This window comes from Gordonia phosphorivorans (assembly GCF_042432625.1).
Taxonomy (GTDB): domain Bacteria; phylum Actinomycetota; class Actinomycetes; order Mycobacteriales; family Mycobacteriaceae; genus Gordonia; species Gordonia phosphorivorans.
In genome coordinates, this window is record NZ_JBHLWV010000030.1 from 22,102 (window position 1) to 38,193 (window position 16,092).

Here is a 16,092-nt window from a genome sequence, read left to right on the forward strand (position 1 = left end):
GCGCAATGGTAACTTGGATCCCATGGTGCGAGACCGACTGATCTACGGAGCCGTGGCCGCCGCCGCCGGCGCGATCGTCGGTGTGGGTGCGGTCTTCCTCAGCGGCACGCTCGCGGCCGAGAACTCACCCTCCACCGATGTGAACAGTTTCAATGCGAACGACGGCTTCCTGCAGGGTTCGGTCCAGTACGGCACACGCGGCGGAGACGACGGCACCCAGTGAGTGCGGCCGCCGGCTGACTCGACGGGACATCGCCCTCGTCACCGCGGCAGCACTTCTCTTCTCGTTCTGGCAGGCTCCCGGCCGCATCGCGCCGGACACCAAACTCGATCTGACCGCCGACCCGGTGGGTTTCCTGTTGCGCGCCGCGCACCTGTGGTCGCCCGAGGCCCCGATGGGGCAGATCCAGAATCAGGCCTACGGATACTTCTTCCCGCACGGGGCGTTCTTCGCACTCGGTGATCTCGCGGGGCTGCCCGGCTGGGTCACCCAGCGGCTGTGGTGGGCACTGCTGCTGACGGTCGGCGTCGTGGGCCTGGTCCGGCTGGCCGAGGCTCTGCGCATCGGATCGTTCGCGTCGCGGCTGTTGGCCGGGGCGCTGTTCGCCACGTCCCCGCGCGTGCTGACCACCCTCGGTTCCATCTCCTCGGAGACGCTGCCGCTGATGCTGGCGCCGTGGGTGCTGGTGCCGATGGTGCGGGCCCTCGACACCGCGACCGCCGACCCGCGCCCCCTGTGGCAGGCGGCCCTGCGCTCGGCGTCCGCGGTGGCCCTGATGGGCGCGGTCAACGCGGTCGCCACCGCCGCGGCGGCCGCGGTCGCCGGACTGTGGTGGGCCTTCGGACTGCTCCGCGCCCGCGGCGCGGACCTGCGCCGCAGCCTCGTCTTCGGCGCGTGGTGGGCGTTCGGGCTGGCGCTGGCGTGCCTGTGGTGGCTGGTGCCGCTGCTGCTGCTCTCCCGGCTCTCGCCGCCGTTCCTGGACTTCATCGAATCGGCGCGGGTCACCACCGAGTGGTCCTCGCTCACCGAGGTGCTGCGCGGCACCAGTTCGTGGACGCCATTCGTCTCCGGCGAGCGCGCGGCCGGCGCCGTCCTGGTGTCCGAACCGGCGGCCGTGCTCGCCACCGGCCTGCTGGCGGCCGCCGGCCTGGCCGGGCTGGCCATGTCGCGGATGCCGTGGCGGCGCACCCTGATCGGACTCCTGGTGGTCGGCCTGCTGATCATGTGCCTGGGCTATCCGGGTGCGCTCGGCTCGCCGCTGGCCGAGCAGTACCGCCAGTTCCTCGACGGCGCGGGCGCACCGCTGCGCAACCTGCACAAGTTCGACGCCTTCCTCCGCATCCCCCTGGTCCTGGGCGTCGCGCATCTGCTGGCCCGCGTCCGCATCCCGACCACCGCACCGGCCTGGCGCACCGTCAACGGCTCGGTGCGCGGCCAACGCGGACTGGCGGCGGCGCTGGCGGTGCTGGTCGCGGCGATCAGCTCGGGCACCCTCGCGTGGACCGGCGGGATCGCTCCGCCGGGCAGCTACCGCGCGATCCCCGACTACTGGCAGCAGACCGCGGACTGGCTCGCCGCGCAGGAGACCGTCGCCCCGGCGCGCGCCCTGGTGGTCCCCGGCGCCCCCTTCGCCGACCAGCTGTGGGGCCTGACCCGCGATGAACCGTTGCAGGCGATGGCGCAGACGCCGTGGGCGGTGCGCGACGCGATTCCGCTGACCCCGCCCGGTGCCATCCGCGCGCTCGACTCGGTGCAGCGCGAGCTCGCCGCCGGGCGCGGCGGCCCCGGCCTGGCCCCCACCCTGGCCGCGCAGGGCATCGGCTACCTGGTGCTGCGCGCCGATCTGGATCCGGCCACGTCCCGCTCGGCGCGGCCGCTGCTGGTGGCGCAGGCCCTCCGGGACTCGCCCGGCATCACGCCCGCCGTCGAGTTCGGCCCGCCCACCGCACCGCCGGCCGCGGACGGCTTCGTCGTCGACAACGGCCTGCGCCCGGACCTGCCCGCGGTGACCGTCTACCGGGTCGACGGGGCGACGGGCACCGGGCCGAGACTGACCCCGCTGGCCGACATGCCGCGGGTGGCGGGCGGACCGGAGGCCCTGCTGCCGATCAACGCAGCGCGCGCCGCGGCCGGACTGGGGCCGCTCGGCCCGTCGTTGTCGGCGGCCCAGGCGCGCCGGGCCGGGCTCGGCGACGGACCGGGGCTGATCGTCACCGACACCCCGACGCTCCGCGAGATCGACTTCGGTCGGGTCGACGACCACGCCTCCGCGCTCCGCTCACCCGACGACCCTCGGCTCACCAAGAACGCCGTCGCCGACTATCCGGTCGACGAGCAGGACCGCGTGGTGGCGCGGTGGCTGCTCGACGGTGAGCCCGACCGGGTGCGGGTGAGCAGCAGCGGTTCGGCCGCCGATGCCACCCAGCCCGGTCAGAGCGCACCCGCGACGTCGACCGCGGCGGCCTTCGACGGCGAAGAGTCCACGGCCTGGGTGAGCCGAGGCCTGGAGTCGGCGGTGGGCCGCTGGCTGGCGCTCACCTTCGCCGAGCCGAGAGAGAACCTCGCGGTCACGATCACACCGGCGCACGCGATCGGCCCCGACGTGACGTCCATCCTGGTGACCACCGACAACGGCAGCGCGGTGGCGCACGACGTGCAGCCGGGGGTGCCCACCCGCGTGGTGCTGCCGGCCGGCCCCACGAGCCGCGTGCAGATCCGCGCGATCGCCACCGAGGAGGGCGGCGGCAATCAGTTCGCCCTCGCCGAGGTGTCCCTGGCCGATGCCGACAGCGGACAGCCGCTCAGCGTGCGCCGCCAGGTGCTCCTCCCGGAGGTCGACGGCGCGGTGCGGCAGTGGGTGCTCGGCGCCGAACTCGGCGGCCGCGACCAGTGCGTCACCGATGACGCGGGCCGGGTGCGCTGCGCGGGCGCGCTCGGCCTGGACACCGAGGAACCCGGCGTGTTCACTCGGACCCTCTCGGTGCCGACCGCGACCACCGTGACGCCGTCGGTGTGGCTGCGGCCGGTGCCGGGCAGTGCCCTGAATCAGCTGCTCGACGAGCCCGGTCAGCTCCGCGCCGAAGGCCCGTCCGCGGTCGCCGACGTACGCGGCAGCGCGGCCGCCGCCGTCGACGGCGACCCGCACACCACCTGGATCGCTCCGGAACCGACCGATCGCCGCACCCGGCAGCCCACCCTGACCGTGCACCTGCCGGCCCCCGCCGAGGTGACCGGCCTGCGCGTGCGGTCCCCGGCCGACTATCCGGCGCGGCCCACCAAGGTGCGCGTGGACCTCGGCGCGGGTCCGCAGGTACGCACGGTCGGCGCCGACGGCGTGCTCACGCTGCCCGCCACCCGCACCGACACCGTCAAGCTCACCGTGCTCGGCACCGAGGATCTGCTCGACACCAACAGCCTCGGCTTCACCACCCGCGCGCCCGTCGGAATCAGCGAGATCGAGGTGCTCGGCGCCGAGCAGCTGGCCGCCGCCGACCCGCAGCGCCCGGTGCAGATCCGGTGCGACAGCGACCCGTCGGGCCCCTACGGGCTGGGCCTGACGGCCGCCGGCCGCCTCGTCCGACTGCAGGTGTCCACCACCGCGGGCGACCTGCGCGCGGGTCGGCCGGTGCGCGCGACGCCGTGCCCGGGCCCGCCGTTGGAGCTCCCCGCCGGACAGGTGGAGGTGGCCGTGAACCCGGGCCGGGCCTTCACCGTGGACACCGTGGTGCTCGACACCCCCGAAACCGGCACCCAGACCTTCGGGACCGAGCCGACGGATCGGCCCGCCGTCGCCGAGTGGACGGCCACCCGCCGCAGCCTGGACGTGCCGGCCGCGGCCGACGCGCAGGTGCTGTCGGTGCCGGAGAGCACCAATCCCGGCTGGCACGCGCGGATCGACGGGGTGGAGCTGACCCCGGTGGTGGTCGACGGCTGGCAGCAGGGCTGGGTGGTTCCCGCCGGGGTGGGCGGCACCGCGGTGCTCACCTTCGATGTGGACGGGGCCTACCGCTGGGCCCTCGGCATCGGCCTGGCCCTGGTGGCGGCCCTGCTGATCGCCGCCGTCCTGCCCGGTCGGCGTCCCCGCACGGGCACGACCCACGCCCCCGATGCCCTCGGCCCGCTGTCCACCGCGGGTGTCCTCGTCGGGTCGGCCGCGGGCCTGGGAGCGGTCTGGCTGCTCGGCGGCTGGTGGGGGCTCGGTCTCGGACTGCTCGGCGGCGCGTTGACGGTTCGCCTGCCCCGCACCGCGCGGGTGTGGACCGTCTTCGGCGCGATGTTCGGTGCCGTCGTGCTGCTGGCGAGCGGTCCGTGGAACTCGGGTCTGCCGTACACCGGGCACGACGCCGGGCCGCAGGCGGCGGCGCTGCTGGCGCTCACCGTTCTGGTGGCCGGCGCGCTGTTCGACTGCAGAGACGATCCCGGCAGGGCACAATGCGACGCAGCACTCGACAGCAAGGGGAACCCGTGAGCGCACGCATCCGAACCGCCCTCGTCGCAGGCTGCGCCGCCGCGGCGGTCGCCGCCACCGTGTCCGCCGCACCGGCGTCGGCCGCCCCGCAGGGCCGGGTGGATCCGGGGATCGGCTTCTTCTCGGTGAATCACGGGGTGGGCTGCTCGTACAGCATGACGGTGCCGGTCAATGCGTCCGGCCTGGTGAGCTTCTACGACTGGAAGGGCCGCGGCTACCCGCCGCAGCTGATCGGCCGCGCCATGGCCTCCGGCGGCAACGCCGCCGTCACCTGGTGGCCCAAGCGACAGGGTCTGCGGAAGGTGTACGCGGTGCAGAACGGCAAGAAGTCGGCCATCACCACGGTCCGGGTCACGCAGGGTTACGGGAGCGGAGGCCTGTGCTTCGCGTTTCCGTGACGACCGGTGAGCGTCGCCGCTCCCAGGCCGCCAGCGCGCGGCGGCACGGATCCTCGATGAACGCGTAACTGGCCGCCGACACCCCCAGGGTCAGGAGCACGGTCAGCACCCACACCAGCACGAAGTCACCGTGGAACGCGGTGATGCCGAACAGCCCGAACACGCAGGTCAGCACGGCCAGATGCCAGATGAAGACGGCGTACGACCAGCGGCCCACGGCGGTCATCGGCCCGGAGGTGAGGAACCGGAACGGTCCGGGCGAGCACACCAGCGGCGCCAGGATCGCGTAGGCGCCGATCGCGCCGAGGGCGATCTTGCCCACGTACTGCCCGTTGTCCAGGTCGCCGAGCCCCACCGGACCGGCCAGCGGGGTGCAGGCCAGCCCGTAGGCGACGACGGCCACCGCCAGCATCCACCACCGCCGCGCCGACACCGCCAGCGCGCCCCGCACCAGCGGGGACAGCGGGGCCCGCGGATCGGCGGCGTGCGCGTCGGCGCTCGCGGTCAGTTCGGCCAGCACGAGGCCGGCCAGGAACCACGGCAGATGTCCGAACACCCAGTTCTTGCCCTCCACTCCGGGCGGCAACGGCAGCGCGGTGACCACCCACGCCCATCCGAGGCTCACGACGCCGACGGCCAACAGCAGCGGGATGCGCAGCCGCGCGCGCCGGCCGCGCAGGCCGGTCAGCACCACACCGATCACCGGAAGCAGCAGGTAGAAGGCCACTTCCACCGACAGGCTCCACATCTGGGTGAGCCCGGGTGCCAGGGTCCAGGGCACGAACACCTGGGTCAGCGTGAGGTTGGCCAGCCAGCTCTCCCACGACGCCCCGCGGGCCTGCGGCAGCAGCGTGAAGACGGCCACCACCGCGACCACGTACGCCGGCCAGATCCGGACGAAGCGGTGCCGCAGGTAGCGGACCGGCCCCGGGTTCGTCATGCGCGGATGGCGGGCCGCGGCCGCGTAGGGCCGCCACAGCAGGAAGCCGGAGAGGGCGAAGAAGAGGGCGACGGCCAGGTCCAGCCGCCCGAGGACGGGGCCCAGCACCGGCCACTCGATGGCCCGGGTCTGGAAGGCCACGTGCGTGGTGAGCACCCCCAGCGCGGCGACCGCGCGCATGCCTTCCAGCTGCGGAAAGTAGCGGCGCTGCGGCTCGGTGGCCGTGCTCGTCGTCGTGTCGGGGATCGCCATGGTCTCCCGGCCAGGTTACCGGGACCATCGCCGACCGGCAGTAGGCTCGGCGCATGGCCGATCCGCACCCGCGTCTGTCCGCGCGCGACCTGCTCGGCCCCTCCGCGCTGTTCCTCGGCGCGCTGCTGATCGCGGTGGCCGTCGCGATCGGTCCGCTGCTGGGCACCGACCTGAAGAAGGTGCCGCTGGACGTGGATCAGACCTGGGTGGCCGACGGTTCCGCCGACACCCGGCTCCTCGACCGCTGCTCCCTGGAGGGCCGGCGGGCCGCGGTGGTCGACGGCACGGTCAGCCAGCAGCGCCGCATCCTCACCGTCCAGCCGTCGGATTCTCGGGTGGTGACCCTGCAGGCCGGGACCGCGCTCGGCCTCGTCGGCAAGGACGCATCCGGCGACGAGGAGAATTCTTGCGACGAGCCCACCCTGGCGGCCGCGATCGACCGGGTCACCTTGGACCGCCGCACGGCGGCCCCGACCGGCCGCTCCCAGGTGCAGTACGACGACGAGCGCGCCGCCGTCCCGATCACCGACCGCCGCGGCTACACCTATCTACTCCCGTTCGGTTTCGACCCGGACGACGCCCAGTACTTCGACCCGGTCACCCGCCGGACCCTGCCGCTGCGGGCGGTCGGCGCCGAGACGATGGGCGGCCGCGCGGTGACGCACTTCGTCGTCGACGTTCCCGACACCGATCTCGCGGTGGCCCAACAGGATCCGCGTGCCGTGCTGACCAAGCCGGCGTCCTGGTTCGGCGACCTCGACGCGACCGCACCCGACGAGGTGCTCACCGCGACGCTGCACCACCGCGCCACCCGCGACCTGTTCGTCGACACCGTGACCGGGGTGATCATCAGCGAGCGGGCGCAGATCACCGAGGTCTACCGGTTCGTGCCCGAGGTGCGCACCCGTAGCGCGGCGCTGGACGATTTCACCCTGACCAACCTGTCCACCACGCTGACCTCGGATCACCAGTCCATGCGGGAGGCCGCCGACTACGCGGCCGGGCGCGCGTGGCCGGTGGCGGTCGCCACCCGCGCGGTGCCCGTCGCCGCTGGCGTCCTCGGCACCGCGGCCCTGGTCATGGGTGTGTGGTGGTCGCGCCGTCGACCCGACGAAGCACCAGCCACAGACTGAGCACCGAGGCGGTGGCGCAGACCGCGGCCACCACGGCCAGCGAGGTCACCGAATCGGCGACCGTCATGATCAGCACCACCTCCACCAGCACCAGCGCCGCGACCGGCAGCCCGCCGCGCATGCGATCGCGCGCGATCACCGCCAGCAGCAGCAGTTGCAGCACCGCGAGCGCGGACCCGGTGTACGCGAACAGCCAGAGCAGCCCGGCCACCGGCCGGTAGTCGGCGGAGACGACGATCGGCACCAGCGGTCCGGCCAGGGCGGCGGCCGCGGTGACCGCCGCGCCGATCCCCACCAGCACTCCCGTCGCCGAGCGCAGCGCCGCCGTGGACCGCACCGGGTCGGCCAGCCGGGGATAGACCACCACCCCCACCGCCTGCGGCAGCCAGAACGCCGCCTTCGTCGCCACCGCGCCGAGGGCGTACACCCCGGCGTCGTGCGCGCTGAGCACACTCCGCGACAGCAGCAGGTCCACGGACACGGCGACGATCACCACCAACTGCACGCCGGAGGCCCGCAGCACCATCGACACCGGCACCGCGCCGCCGCGGGCCGGCCGCGACCGCGCCCCGACGGCGGCCACCGCGACCACGCCGACCGCCGCCACCGCGGTGCCCAGCGTTCCGGCCGCCAGCGCCGCCGTCGCCTGGCCGCCGAGAACCACCGCCACGATCACCGGCACGCTGCGCAGCACCCCCACCGCCGCGAGGACCGCACCCAGCACCCCGAATCGGCCGCCGCCCTGCAGCAGCCCCTGCCCACCGGCGATCACGGCCAGCGGCGCGGCACCGGCCATCGCCGCGAACGCCGGACCGGCCCCGGAATCGGCGATCGCCATCATGGCGAAGGCCCCGCCCACCGAGCAGACCGCGACCACCGCGGTCACCACCGCGATCAACCGCCAGAGCACCGACGTGCCGACCCCGCGCACCACCTCGCGCGCGACGACGGTCTGCAGGGCCAGCGCGGGCACCGACAGCACCAGCATCGCGGCCAGCAGCACGGCGAACTCGCCGTATCCGGCCGGGCCGAGCAGCCGTCCGGCGGGCAGCTGCACCAGATAGGCCAGCGCATTGGCCACCAACGACCCGGCGGTCACCGTGCCGACCGAACGCACCGATGCCCTCGACACCCCGGTCCGGCTCGGCGAACCCTTCGCGCGTGTGGCCACGGCCACCAAACTACCCCGCAGGTCAGCGCGGGGAGACGGTCCACCGCCGGTGCGCGTATAGACTGCTAGCGCAGCATTCGGAACTGATAGACAGCAGGCAATCGACTCGATGTACGACACCGACCCACTCCCCGAGCCCGACTCCACCGAACCCGGCTCCCGGATCGATCCGGTACTCGCGCGGAGCTGGCTCCTTGTGAACGGCGCGCAGGCGGAGCGGTTCGCGGCGGCGGCGCGTTCCCGCGCCGACATCGTCATTCTCGACATCGAGGACGCCGTCGCCCCCAAGGACAAGGACGCGGCCCGCGAGAACGTGGTCCGCTGGCTCAACGACGGGCACTCGGACTGGGTGCGGATCAACGGCTTCGGCACCCCCTGGTGGGCCGCCGACATCGAGGCGCTCGCCAAGACGTCGGTGGGCGGCATCATGCTCGCCATGGTCGAATCGGTCGATCACATCACCGAGACCGCGCGCCGCCTGCCCAACGTGCCGATCGTGGCGCTGGTCGAGACGGCCCGCGGCCTGGAACGTCTCAATGAGATCGCCGCCACCAAGGGCACCTTCCGCCTGGCGTTCGGGATCGGCGACTTCCGCCGCGACACCGGTTTCGGGGAGAACCCGATGACGCTGGCCTACGCCCGTTCGCGCTTCACCATCGCGGCCAAGGCCTCGAACCTCCCGTCGGCGATCGACGGTCCCACCGTCGGCTCCACCGGCCTCAAGCTCAGCGAGGCCACCGCGGTCAGCACCGAGTTCGGGATGACCGGCAAGATCTGCCTGACCCCCGACCAGTGCGCGGCCGTCAACGAGGGCCTGTCCCCGTCGCAGGACGAGATCAGTTGGGCCCGTGAGTTCTTCGCGGAGTTCGAGGCCGCCGGCGGGGAGATCCGCAACGGCTCCGACCTGCCCCGCATCTCGCGGGCCACCAAGATCCTGGACCTGGCTCGCGCCTACAACATCGTGCCGAGCGACTTCGCCGACGCCGACCACCGGCCGCCGCCGACCGATACCTACCACTACTGAAGAGCACACCGGTGAGTGACCGCAGTCGGCCTGCTGCACTCCCGGTCTCGCTGGTCAGCCTGCTGGCGACCGCGGTCGTCTGCGCGCCGCTCTTCGGCGGGTACCTCCTGCATCGCGACGCCGTCGCCACCCCGCGGTCACCGCTGACCGCCGCGGCGTTCGGGATCGACGGCGCACCGCCGCGCGCGGTACCCCAGGACGGCGCCCTCGCGATCGCCTCGCAGGGGATCGACGGCGGTTTCCTCGTCGCCGCGCTGATCGCGCTGACGTTGTTCGGTGCGGGTCTGGGCTACGGGCGCCTCGCGGCGCGTCTGCTGCCGGCGGCGGGCACCGGCGGCGCGGTGGCCGCGGCCCTCGTCGCGATCTGGAATCCCTTTGTGGCCGAACGTCTTCTGCAGGGGCAGTGGAGTCTGCTGACCGGCTACGCCGCGCTCGGCTGGATGGTCTGCGCGGTGCTCGATCTGCGCGAGGATCCCGGCTGGACGCGGTGGGCGGTGCTGGCCGGGCTGCTCGCGGCGGCCGGCTTCACCCCGACCGGTTCGCTGCTCGGGCTCGTCGTGGCCGCGGTCGCGCTGGCCGCCACCGACCTCGCGCGCCGCCCCGCCTACTGGGCGGGGCTGCTCGGCGTCTGGGTCCTCACCGCGCTGCCGTGGCTGGTGGCCGCCGCGTACAGCGACGACGCCGGCGGGCCGGTCGACGGCGCGGAGGCCTTCGCCGCGCGCGCCGAACCCCTGCTCGGCACGGCCGGGTCGCTCCTCGGTCTCGGCGGAATCTGGAACGCCGACGCGGTGCCGACCAGCCGGACCTCCGGATGGGCCGCGGTAGCCACCCTCGCCCTGCTGGCGGTGGTCGTGGTGGGCGGGGCGGCGCTCTGGCGGCAGCGGCGCCGGCTGCCCCGACCGGTCCTCGCCCTCGGCGTGCTCGCCGCGGTCGTGCTGGCCGTCATCGCTTGTGCGGCAACCGGTCCGGGCCTGGCCGCCGTCGACTGGCTCCTCACGCACGTGCCCGGTGCGGGCCTGCTGCGGGACACCCAGAAGTACCTGGCGCTGGCGCTGCCGTTCTACGCACTGGCCGCCGCCGCGGCCGTCGGCTGGCTGCGCGCGTGGGTGCCGACCGGCTTCGCCGTCGCCGCGGTCGCGGCGCTGATCGTCGCACCCCTGCCCGACCTCGCGTGGGGCGTGGGCGGCGCACTGAAGCCTGTCGAGTACCCGGACGACTATGCGCGGGCGGTGGCGCTGATCGGCGCCGACGACCGCGCCGTGCTGCTGATCCCGGCCTCCGGCATGCGCGACTTCCCCTGGAACAACGCACCGTCGCTGTCCCCGCTGCCCCGGATGCTCGACGCCCCGGTGATCGTCGACGACACCCTGCTGGTGGACGGCGTTGCGCTGGACGGTCCCGCAGCGGAGCAACCGCTCGACCCCGCCGCCCTCCACGACGTCGGTTGGGTGGTGTGGGAGGCGCCGCGGGCCGACCGCGTCGACCTGCCGCCCCCGGCGCGACTCGAGTTCAGCGGGGACCACCTGGCCGTCTATCGCCTGCCGGACGCTCCGGCCCATCCGGCCCCCGGCGCGGCGGCCTGGATGACGGCCGCGATCGCGCATGCGCTCTGGTTCGGCTGCCTGCTGGGGCTGTTCGCCCCGCTGGCTCGCCGAGGTCAGCGGGCCCGGGCCGGTCGCTGACGGTCGTCGGCCATCGCCGCGGCCAGCACCGCCTCGACGCCCTCGGCGGTGGCGGTCCACGAGTAGCCCTCGGCGCGGCGGCGCGCCGCCGCCCCCAACCGGGTCGCCTCGTCCGGGTCGTCGAGCAGGGCGCGCACCGCGGCGGTGAACTCCGCCGGGCCGTCGCCCACCAGCACCCCGGTCTGCCCGTCGTGGATCGACTCGACCAGTCCGGCCGAACTCCGGTAGCCGACGGTCGGGACCCCGTGCTGGGCCGCTTCGATCACCGCGAGCCCCCAACCCTCCTTGCGCGAGGGCATCAGGTGCAGGTCGGCGGCGGCCAGCAGCCGATGTTTGGTCTCCTCGTCCACATAGCCGTGGAACTCGACGCGGTCGGTGAGCCCCTGCTCGCGGGTGCGCGCCAGCAGCTCCGGCGACCACCAGCCCGAGCCGACGACGTCCAGGTGCACGTCGACGCCGTCCGCGCGCAGCGCCGCCACGGTGTCGAGGGCGTGCTCGACCTGCTTGTGCGGCACCAGCCGGGACACCACGATCAGCCGGGGTCGCGGCGCCGCCGATACCGCGCCGTCGGCCGCGGACGGCACCGGATCCACCCCGCCGTGCACCACCGTGATCCGGTGTCGATCCACGCCGAGGGCGACGAGCTCGTCGGCCGAGGGCGTGGAGACGGTGACGTACCGGCAGCGCCGGTGCACGCGCGGGGAGAGCCGCGACTCGATCCACCAGCCCAGCCGTGACAGCACCGGTCCGGCCACCGGCCACTGCTCGCGATGGCAGTGGTGCACCAGCACCACCGTGGGGGCGCGCACCACGAGACGGGCGAAGAAGGGCACGCCGTTCTGGGTGTCGATCACCGCGTCCGGCCGATACCCGGCCAACCGGCCCAGCCCCAGCCGCGCGCCCGCGAGCAGTGCCAGCACGCGCAGGTAGACCGTGAGGCGGCCGCCGGTGCGCAGCACCCGCACCCCGTCGATCAGTTCCTCGCTCGGGGCCCCCGGGTACGCCGCCGTGAGGTACGTGACCCGGGTCCCGCCCGCGGCCAGGTGCGTCCCCACCCGCTGCAGGTAGCGCTCGCTGCCCCCGCCCTGCGGATGGCCGGTGTCGCGCCAGCACAGCAGCAGCACCTCGGTCCCAACGCTCACCGGATCCAGGGTATGCGAGAGTGAACGCCATGCCCGACAACGGCTTCGCCCGCCATGCCACGTGGAGTCGTGCCCGTCGGCTGCTGCACGAGTTCGGCTACGAGCAGACCCGACCGGAGCGCTTCTATTCGGCGTTGGCGCAGGACACCGCGCTGCTGGTCGCCACGTGTCACGACGCCCCGCTGACCGGCGCGGTGGTGCTGGATGTGGGCGGCGGCCCCGGCTTCTTCGCCGACGCCTTCACCGCCCGCGGCGCGTCGTACCTGTCGGTGGAACCCGACGCCGGTGAGATGCACGCCGCGGGGCTCGATCACCGCACCGGGATCCGCGCGCAGGGTCAGCACCTGCCGCTGCGCACCGGCTCGGTGGACGTCGCCTATTCGTCCAACGTGGCCGAGCACACCGACCGCCCGTGGGAGATGGCCGACGAACTGGTGCGGGTCACCCGTCCCGGCGGCACCGTGATCATCAGCTACACGCTGTGGTGGGGTCCGTTCGGCGGCCATGAGATGGGGCTGACCCACTATCTCGGCGGCCACCGCGCCGCCCGCATGTACACCCGGCGGCACGGTCGCCTCCCGAAGAACCTGTACGGGGTGTCGCTGTTCCCGATCACCGCGCAGGCCGGACTGCGCTGGGCCCGCGCCCAGCCCGACGCCCGGCTGGTCGCCGCCTTCCCCCGCTACCTGCCGCGGTGGGCCTGGCCGGTGGTGCGGGTTCCGGTGCTCCGGGAAGCGGCCGCCACCAACCTGGTGATGGTGCTGAAGAAGACGGGCGCGCGCTGAGCGCGCCGACCCATCAGCTCTTCGGCAGCTGAGCCCGGCAGACCAACGGTCCGCCGCTGCTGGTCGACGAGGCGAGCAGATCCTCCCCGTGCAGGATGGTGCAGGTGACCGTCCCGGTCACCACGATCGCGGTGAGTTCGGCGGAGGTGCCGCGGACGGTGGTGCGCACCGACCACGGGGCTCCGGCCGCCGCGAGCACCTTGTCGCCGTCGGCGCTCTTGTAGCCCACGGCCACCACGCTCCCCGAGCCGGTGAACTGGTAGGTCACCGAGCCCGGGGCCGCGGTCGGTCGCGTGTGGTCGGGCGTCGACGACGTCGGCGCCGCACTGCTCGGCGTGGACTCCGTCGAGGACGATGACGCCTCGGCGGTCGTCGACTCGGTGGCCGCGCCCGGCGACTCGGTGGAGGCGCCGGGGCGGAACACCAGGAATCCGACCACGGTGAGCAGCGCCAGCGCGAGCGCGACGATGACGACCAGCATCATCGTGCGGCTCGACGCGGCGGTCGGGTGGTTGTCGGTCATCGCCGCCGCTACTCGGTGATCGCTTCGAGCGGTTTGGTGCGTGCCGCCGTGAACGCCGGCCACAGGGCCGCGATCACGCCGATCACCGCCGCGCCGACTAGCGTGCCGACGATCAACGGCCACGGCACGGTCAGCGCCTCCAGGCCCCAGTGCCGCAGGGCGTAGACCAGCGGCAGACCGATCGCCAGCCCCACGATCACGCCGAGCAGCGCGCCGAAGATCGCGATGTAGGTGGACTCCAGGTAGATGGTGCGCCGCAGCTGCGCCCGGCTCATGCCGATCGCCCGCAGCATGCCGATCTCCTGGCGACGTTCCACCACCGACAGCGCGAGGGTGTTGATGATGCCGAGCACGGCGATCACCAGCGCCAGACCCAGCAGGGCGTACAGCGTCGCCATCATCTGGTCGATGACCGCGGCGAAGCTGTTCTTGAACTCCTGCTTGTCCTGCACCTGCGCGGTCAGGAACGGTTTGACCGCGGTCTCCAGCTGCTCGCGCAGCGCGCTCTCGGAAACACCCGCCTTGGCCTTGATCAGCACCACGAAGGTCATGCGCTGCGCCTGGCTCGGCGACAGCTTGTCGAAGGCCGAGTTGCCGACGATCCACTCGCCGAGGGCCGGATTGTCCTCGTACACGCCGGTCACCGTCACCGGCACGTCGGTGCCGGTGGTGGAGGCGAACATCACCTGTTCGCCCAGTTCCCAGCCCCGCGTCTTGCGCACCTGATCGCTGATCAGGATCGAGTCGCCGCCCACCTGCTCGACGCCGTCGATCATGTCGATCTGCATCACATCGCTCAGCGGTCCGCCGACGGGTGTGGTCACCACGGCGTCGGAGTCGTCGAGCTTGACGAAGGCCATGTCGAAGGCGACCACGGTCTGCGCGTCGGACACCTTCTCCACCGCCGGTCCCACCGCGGCCGACATCGGGCCGTTGTTGCTGCCGGAGATCACGAAGTCGGCGCGCAACTGCTTGTCCACACCCTCGTCGATGGCGCTCTTGAACGACGCGCCGAGGGTACCGATGATCACCACCAGCACCAGCCCGATAGTCAGGGCGAAGGCGGTCGCGGCACTGCGGCGCGGATTGCGCACCGCATTGGTGCGGGCCAGCTTGCCGACGGTGCCGAAGGGCACCTGCAGCACCCGGCCGATGGCGCCGACCACCGGCTGCGACAGCGCCGGCGCCCCCAACACCACGGCCACGATGATGAGCAGTGCGGCCCCGCCGATCAGCGCCAGGGCACCCGCCCCGGTGATCAGCACTCCGCCGACCAGCATGGCGATACCGACCAGACCCAAGACCGCACCCGTGATCGTCCGCTTGCGCAACGATCCGGCGCCCGGCTCGGCCGCGCTCATGCGCATGGCCTCCACCGGCGGGATCCGAGAGGCGCGACGGGCCGGGAACCAGGCGCTGAGCAGGGTCACGACGACGCCGACGAAGATCGCCGACAGCACCGCCGCCCAGCCCACCTTGAGTCCGTCCGACGGCAGCCCGGTCGAGCTGGTGAAGCCCTGCATGGCCGCGGCGATGCCGACGCCCAGCGCCAGACCCACCACGCCGCCGATGAGGCCGACGATGAGCGCCTCCAGCAGCACCGACCGCGAGACGTCCTTGCGGCTGGCACCGATGGCGCGCAGCAGCGCGAGCTCGCGGTTACGCTGCGCCACGATCATCGAGAAGGTGTTGTAGATGATGAAGGTGCCCACCACCAGGCCGATGGCCGCGAAGGCCAGCAGGATGTACCGGAAGATGTTGAGGAAGGTCGCGACGCTGGCCTTCTGGTCCTCGCGCACCTGCTCGCCGGTGCGCACGTCGAACAGCGCGTCGTCACCGGTGCGCGCACCGTTGACCACGGCATTGACCCGATCGCGCAGCTCGGTGTCGCTGACCCCGGACACCGCCGACATGTCGATGGAACCGACGTACTTGCCGTCGGAGAACAGCTTCTCGGCCTGTGCGCGCTCGAACTGCACGTTCACCATGCCACCGGTGGCGGCGGGCATGTCGATCAGGCCGACCACGGTCACCTCGATCGGCGGCGTGACACCGGCGCCGAGCGCGACGACGGTCTTGGAGCCGACCTTCAGGTCCGCCTTCTCCGCGGCGGTCGTGTTCAGGACCACCTCGCCGGGAGCGGTCGGAGCCCGGCCCTCCACCAACTTGAAGCCCGCGGTGTCGACGGCCTCGTCGGGCGGAATGTAGGTGGATCCGATACTCGGCGCACCACCGGTCTGCAGCCCCGAGCCGTCGGCCTTGGCGATGGTCGCGGTACCGGAGAAGTCGACCTGCAGCTTGTCGATCCCGAGCTTCTCGCGATCGGCCCGCAGCTGGTCGGCGAGGGCGAGCGGGACGCCCGGGCTGTTCGGGTCGGCGGGGGTCACCTGGGTGGCCACCCCGCGCGCGACGTTGTCGAAGATCGCGTTGAACGAGCTCTGCACCGTCGAGGTGAAGATCACCGCGGCCGCCACGAAACTCGTGCCGAGAACCACGGAGAAGACCGTCAGGATCAGTCGAACCTTATGCGCGGCAAGGCTTCTCAGCGAAACCTTCCGCATCACATTGGAGGC

12 protein-coding genes are annotated in these 16,092 nt (G+C 73.1%); 7 read left to right on the forward strand and 5 right to left on the reverse strand.

The window, feature by feature from the left end:
* Nucleotides 1-22: 22 nt before the first annotated feature.
* Genes ACFFJD_RS16320 through ACFFJD_RS16330 form a run of 3 tightly spaced genes read left to right on the forward strand, consistent with a single transcriptional unit; the run spans nucleotide 23 to nucleotide 4,867 of the window.
* Nucleotides 23-223, forward strand: a complete 201-nt coding sequence (locus tag ACFFJD_RS16320) for a DUF2613 family protein (protein ID WP_382366073.1) — start codon at nucleotides 23-25, stop codon at nucleotides 221-223.
* Nucleotides 153-4,469, forward strand: a complete 4,317-nt coding sequence (locus tag ACFFJD_RS16325; protein WP_382366075.1) for a DUF3367 domain-containing protein — start codon at nucleotides 153-155, stop codon at nucleotides 4,467-4,469. The genes ACFFJD_RS16320 and ACFFJD_RS16325 overlap by 71 nt, the downstream gene beginning before the upstream one ends.
* Nucleotides 4,466-4,867 carry a hypothetical protein gene (locus tag ACFFJD_RS16330; RefSeq protein WP_382366077.1) on the forward strand — a complete coding sequence of 134 codons (402 nt, stop codon included), beginning with the start codon at nucleotides 4,466-4,468 and terminating at the stop codon, nucleotides 4,865-4,867. Before ACFFJD_RS16325 ends, ACFFJD_RS16330 begins: the two co-directional genes overlap by 4 nt.
* Here the strand turns inward: ACFFJD_RS16330 and ACFFJD_RS16335 are convergent.
* The gene (locus ACFFJD_RS16335; protein ID WP_382366079.1) at nucleotides 4,821-6,059 is read right to left on the reverse strand and encodes an acyltransferase family protein; all 1,239 of its coding nucleotides are present in this window, start codon (nucleotides 6,057-6,059) and stop codon (nucleotides 4,821-4,823) included. The genes ACFFJD_RS16330 and ACFFJD_RS16335 overlap by 47 nt on opposite strands.
* Before the next feature lie 53 nt (nucleotides 6,060-6,112).
* On the opposite strand from ACFFJD_RS16335, the gene pgfA reads away from it, so the two are divergent.
* Nucleotides 6,113-7,192 (forward strand): cell envelope lipid trafficking protein PgfA, encoded by a 1,080-nt coding sequence (pgfA, locus tag ACFFJD_RS16340; protein WP_382366081.1) that lies wholly within the window; start codon nucleotides 6,113-6,115, stop codon nucleotides 7,190-7,192.
* Here the strand turns inward: pgfA and ACFFJD_RS16345 are convergent.
* Nucleotides 7,137-8,363 (reverse strand): polysaccharide biosynthesis protein, encoded by a 1,227-nt coding sequence (locus tag ACFFJD_RS16345; RefSeq protein ID WP_382366083.1) that lies wholly within the window; start codon nucleotides 8,361-8,363, stop codon nucleotides 7,137-7,139. The genes pgfA and ACFFJD_RS16345 overlap by 56 nt on opposite strands.
* A 109-nt stretch (nucleotides 8,364-8,472) precedes the next feature.
* Between ACFFJD_RS16345 and ACFFJD_RS16350 the strand changes: the two genes are divergently transcribed.
* The gene (locus ACFFJD_RS16350; RefSeq protein WP_382366085.1) at nucleotides 8,473-9,387 is read left to right on the forward strand and encodes an HpcH/HpaI aldolase/citrate lyase family protein; all 915 of its coding nucleotides are present in this window, start codon (nucleotides 8,473-8,475) and stop codon (nucleotides 9,385-9,387) included.
* 11 nt (nucleotides 9,388-9,398) lie between these two features.
* Entirely contained in the window at nucleotides 9,399-11,069 is a 1,671-nt protein-coding gene (locus tag ACFFJD_RS16355) for an MmpA family trehalose lipid delivery protein (RefSeq protein WP_382366087.1), read from the forward strand.
* Here ACFFJD_RS16355 and ACFFJD_RS16360 read toward each other — a convergent pair.
* On the reverse strand, nucleotides 11,045-12,211 hold the full coding sequence (locus tag ACFFJD_RS16360; RefSeq protein ID WP_382366089.1) for a glycosyltransferase family 4 protein: 1,167 nt from the start codon (nucleotides 12,209-12,211) through the stop codon (nucleotides 11,045-11,047). The genes ACFFJD_RS16355 and ACFFJD_RS16360 overlap by 25 nt on opposite strands.
* A 29-nt stretch (nucleotides 12,212-12,240) precedes the next feature.
* Between ACFFJD_RS16360 and ACFFJD_RS16365 the strand changes: the two genes are divergently transcribed.
* Nucleotides 12,241-12,996, forward strand: a complete 756-nt coding sequence (locus ACFFJD_RS16365; protein WP_382366091.1) for a class I SAM-dependent methyltransferase — start codon at nucleotides 12,241-12,243, stop codon at nucleotides 12,994-12,996.
* A 13-nt stretch (nucleotides 12,997-13,009) separates the two neighbouring features.
* Here ACFFJD_RS16365 and ACFFJD_RS16370 read toward each other — a convergent pair whose 3' ends face one another.
* Together ACFFJD_RS16370 and ACFFJD_RS16375 are read right to left on the reverse strand one after the other, a co-directional pair.
* Nucleotides 13,010-13,519 carry a hypothetical protein gene (locus tag ACFFJD_RS16370; protein ID WP_382366093.1) on the reverse strand — a complete coding sequence of 170 codons (510 nt, stop codon included), beginning with the start codon at nucleotides 13,517-13,519 and terminating at the stop codon, nucleotides 13,010-13,012.
* A gap of 8 nt (nucleotides 13,520-13,527) precedes the next feature.
* Nucleotides 13,528-16,080: an ABC transporter permease gene (locus tag ACFFJD_RS16375; protein ID WP_382366129.1), complete on the reverse strand. Its 2,553-nt coding sequence runs from the start codon at nucleotides 16,078-16,080 to the stop codon at nucleotides 13,528-13,530.
* Nucleotides 16,081-16,092: the final 12 nt, after the last annotated feature.

Coding starts and splice junctions, on each gene's coding strand:
- ACFFJD_RS16320 (WP_382366073.1), top strand. CDS start 23: ATGGTGCGAGACCGACTGATCTACGGAGCCGTGGCCGCCGCCGCCGGC.
- ACFFJD_RS16325 (WP_382366075.1), top strand. CDS start 153: ATGCGAACGACGGCTTCCTGCAGGGTTCGGTCCAGTACGGCACACGCG.
- ACFFJD_RS16335 (WP_382366079.1), bottom strand. CDS start 6,059: ATGGCGATCCCCGACACGACGACGAGCACGGCCACCGAGCCGCAGCGC.
- pgfA (WP_382366081.1), top strand. CDS start 6,113: ATGGCCGATCCGCACCCGCGTCTGTCCGCGCGCGACCTGCTCGGCCCC.
- ACFFJD_RS16350 (WP_382366085.1), top strand. CDS start 8,473: ATGTACGACACCGACCCACTCCCCGAGCCCGACTCCACCGAACCCGGC.
- ACFFJD_RS16365 (WP_382366091.1), top strand. CDS start 12,241: ATGCCCGACAACGGCTTCGCCCGCCATGCCACGTGGAGTCGTGCCCGT.
- ACFFJD_RS16370 (WP_382366093.1), bottom strand. CDS start 13,519: ATGACCGACAACCACCCGACCGCCGCGTCGAGCCGCACGATGATGCTG.
- ACFFJD_RS16375 (WP_382366129.1), bottom strand. CDS start 16,080: ATGCGGAAGGTTTCGCTGAGAAGCCTTGCCGCGCATAAGGTTCGACTG.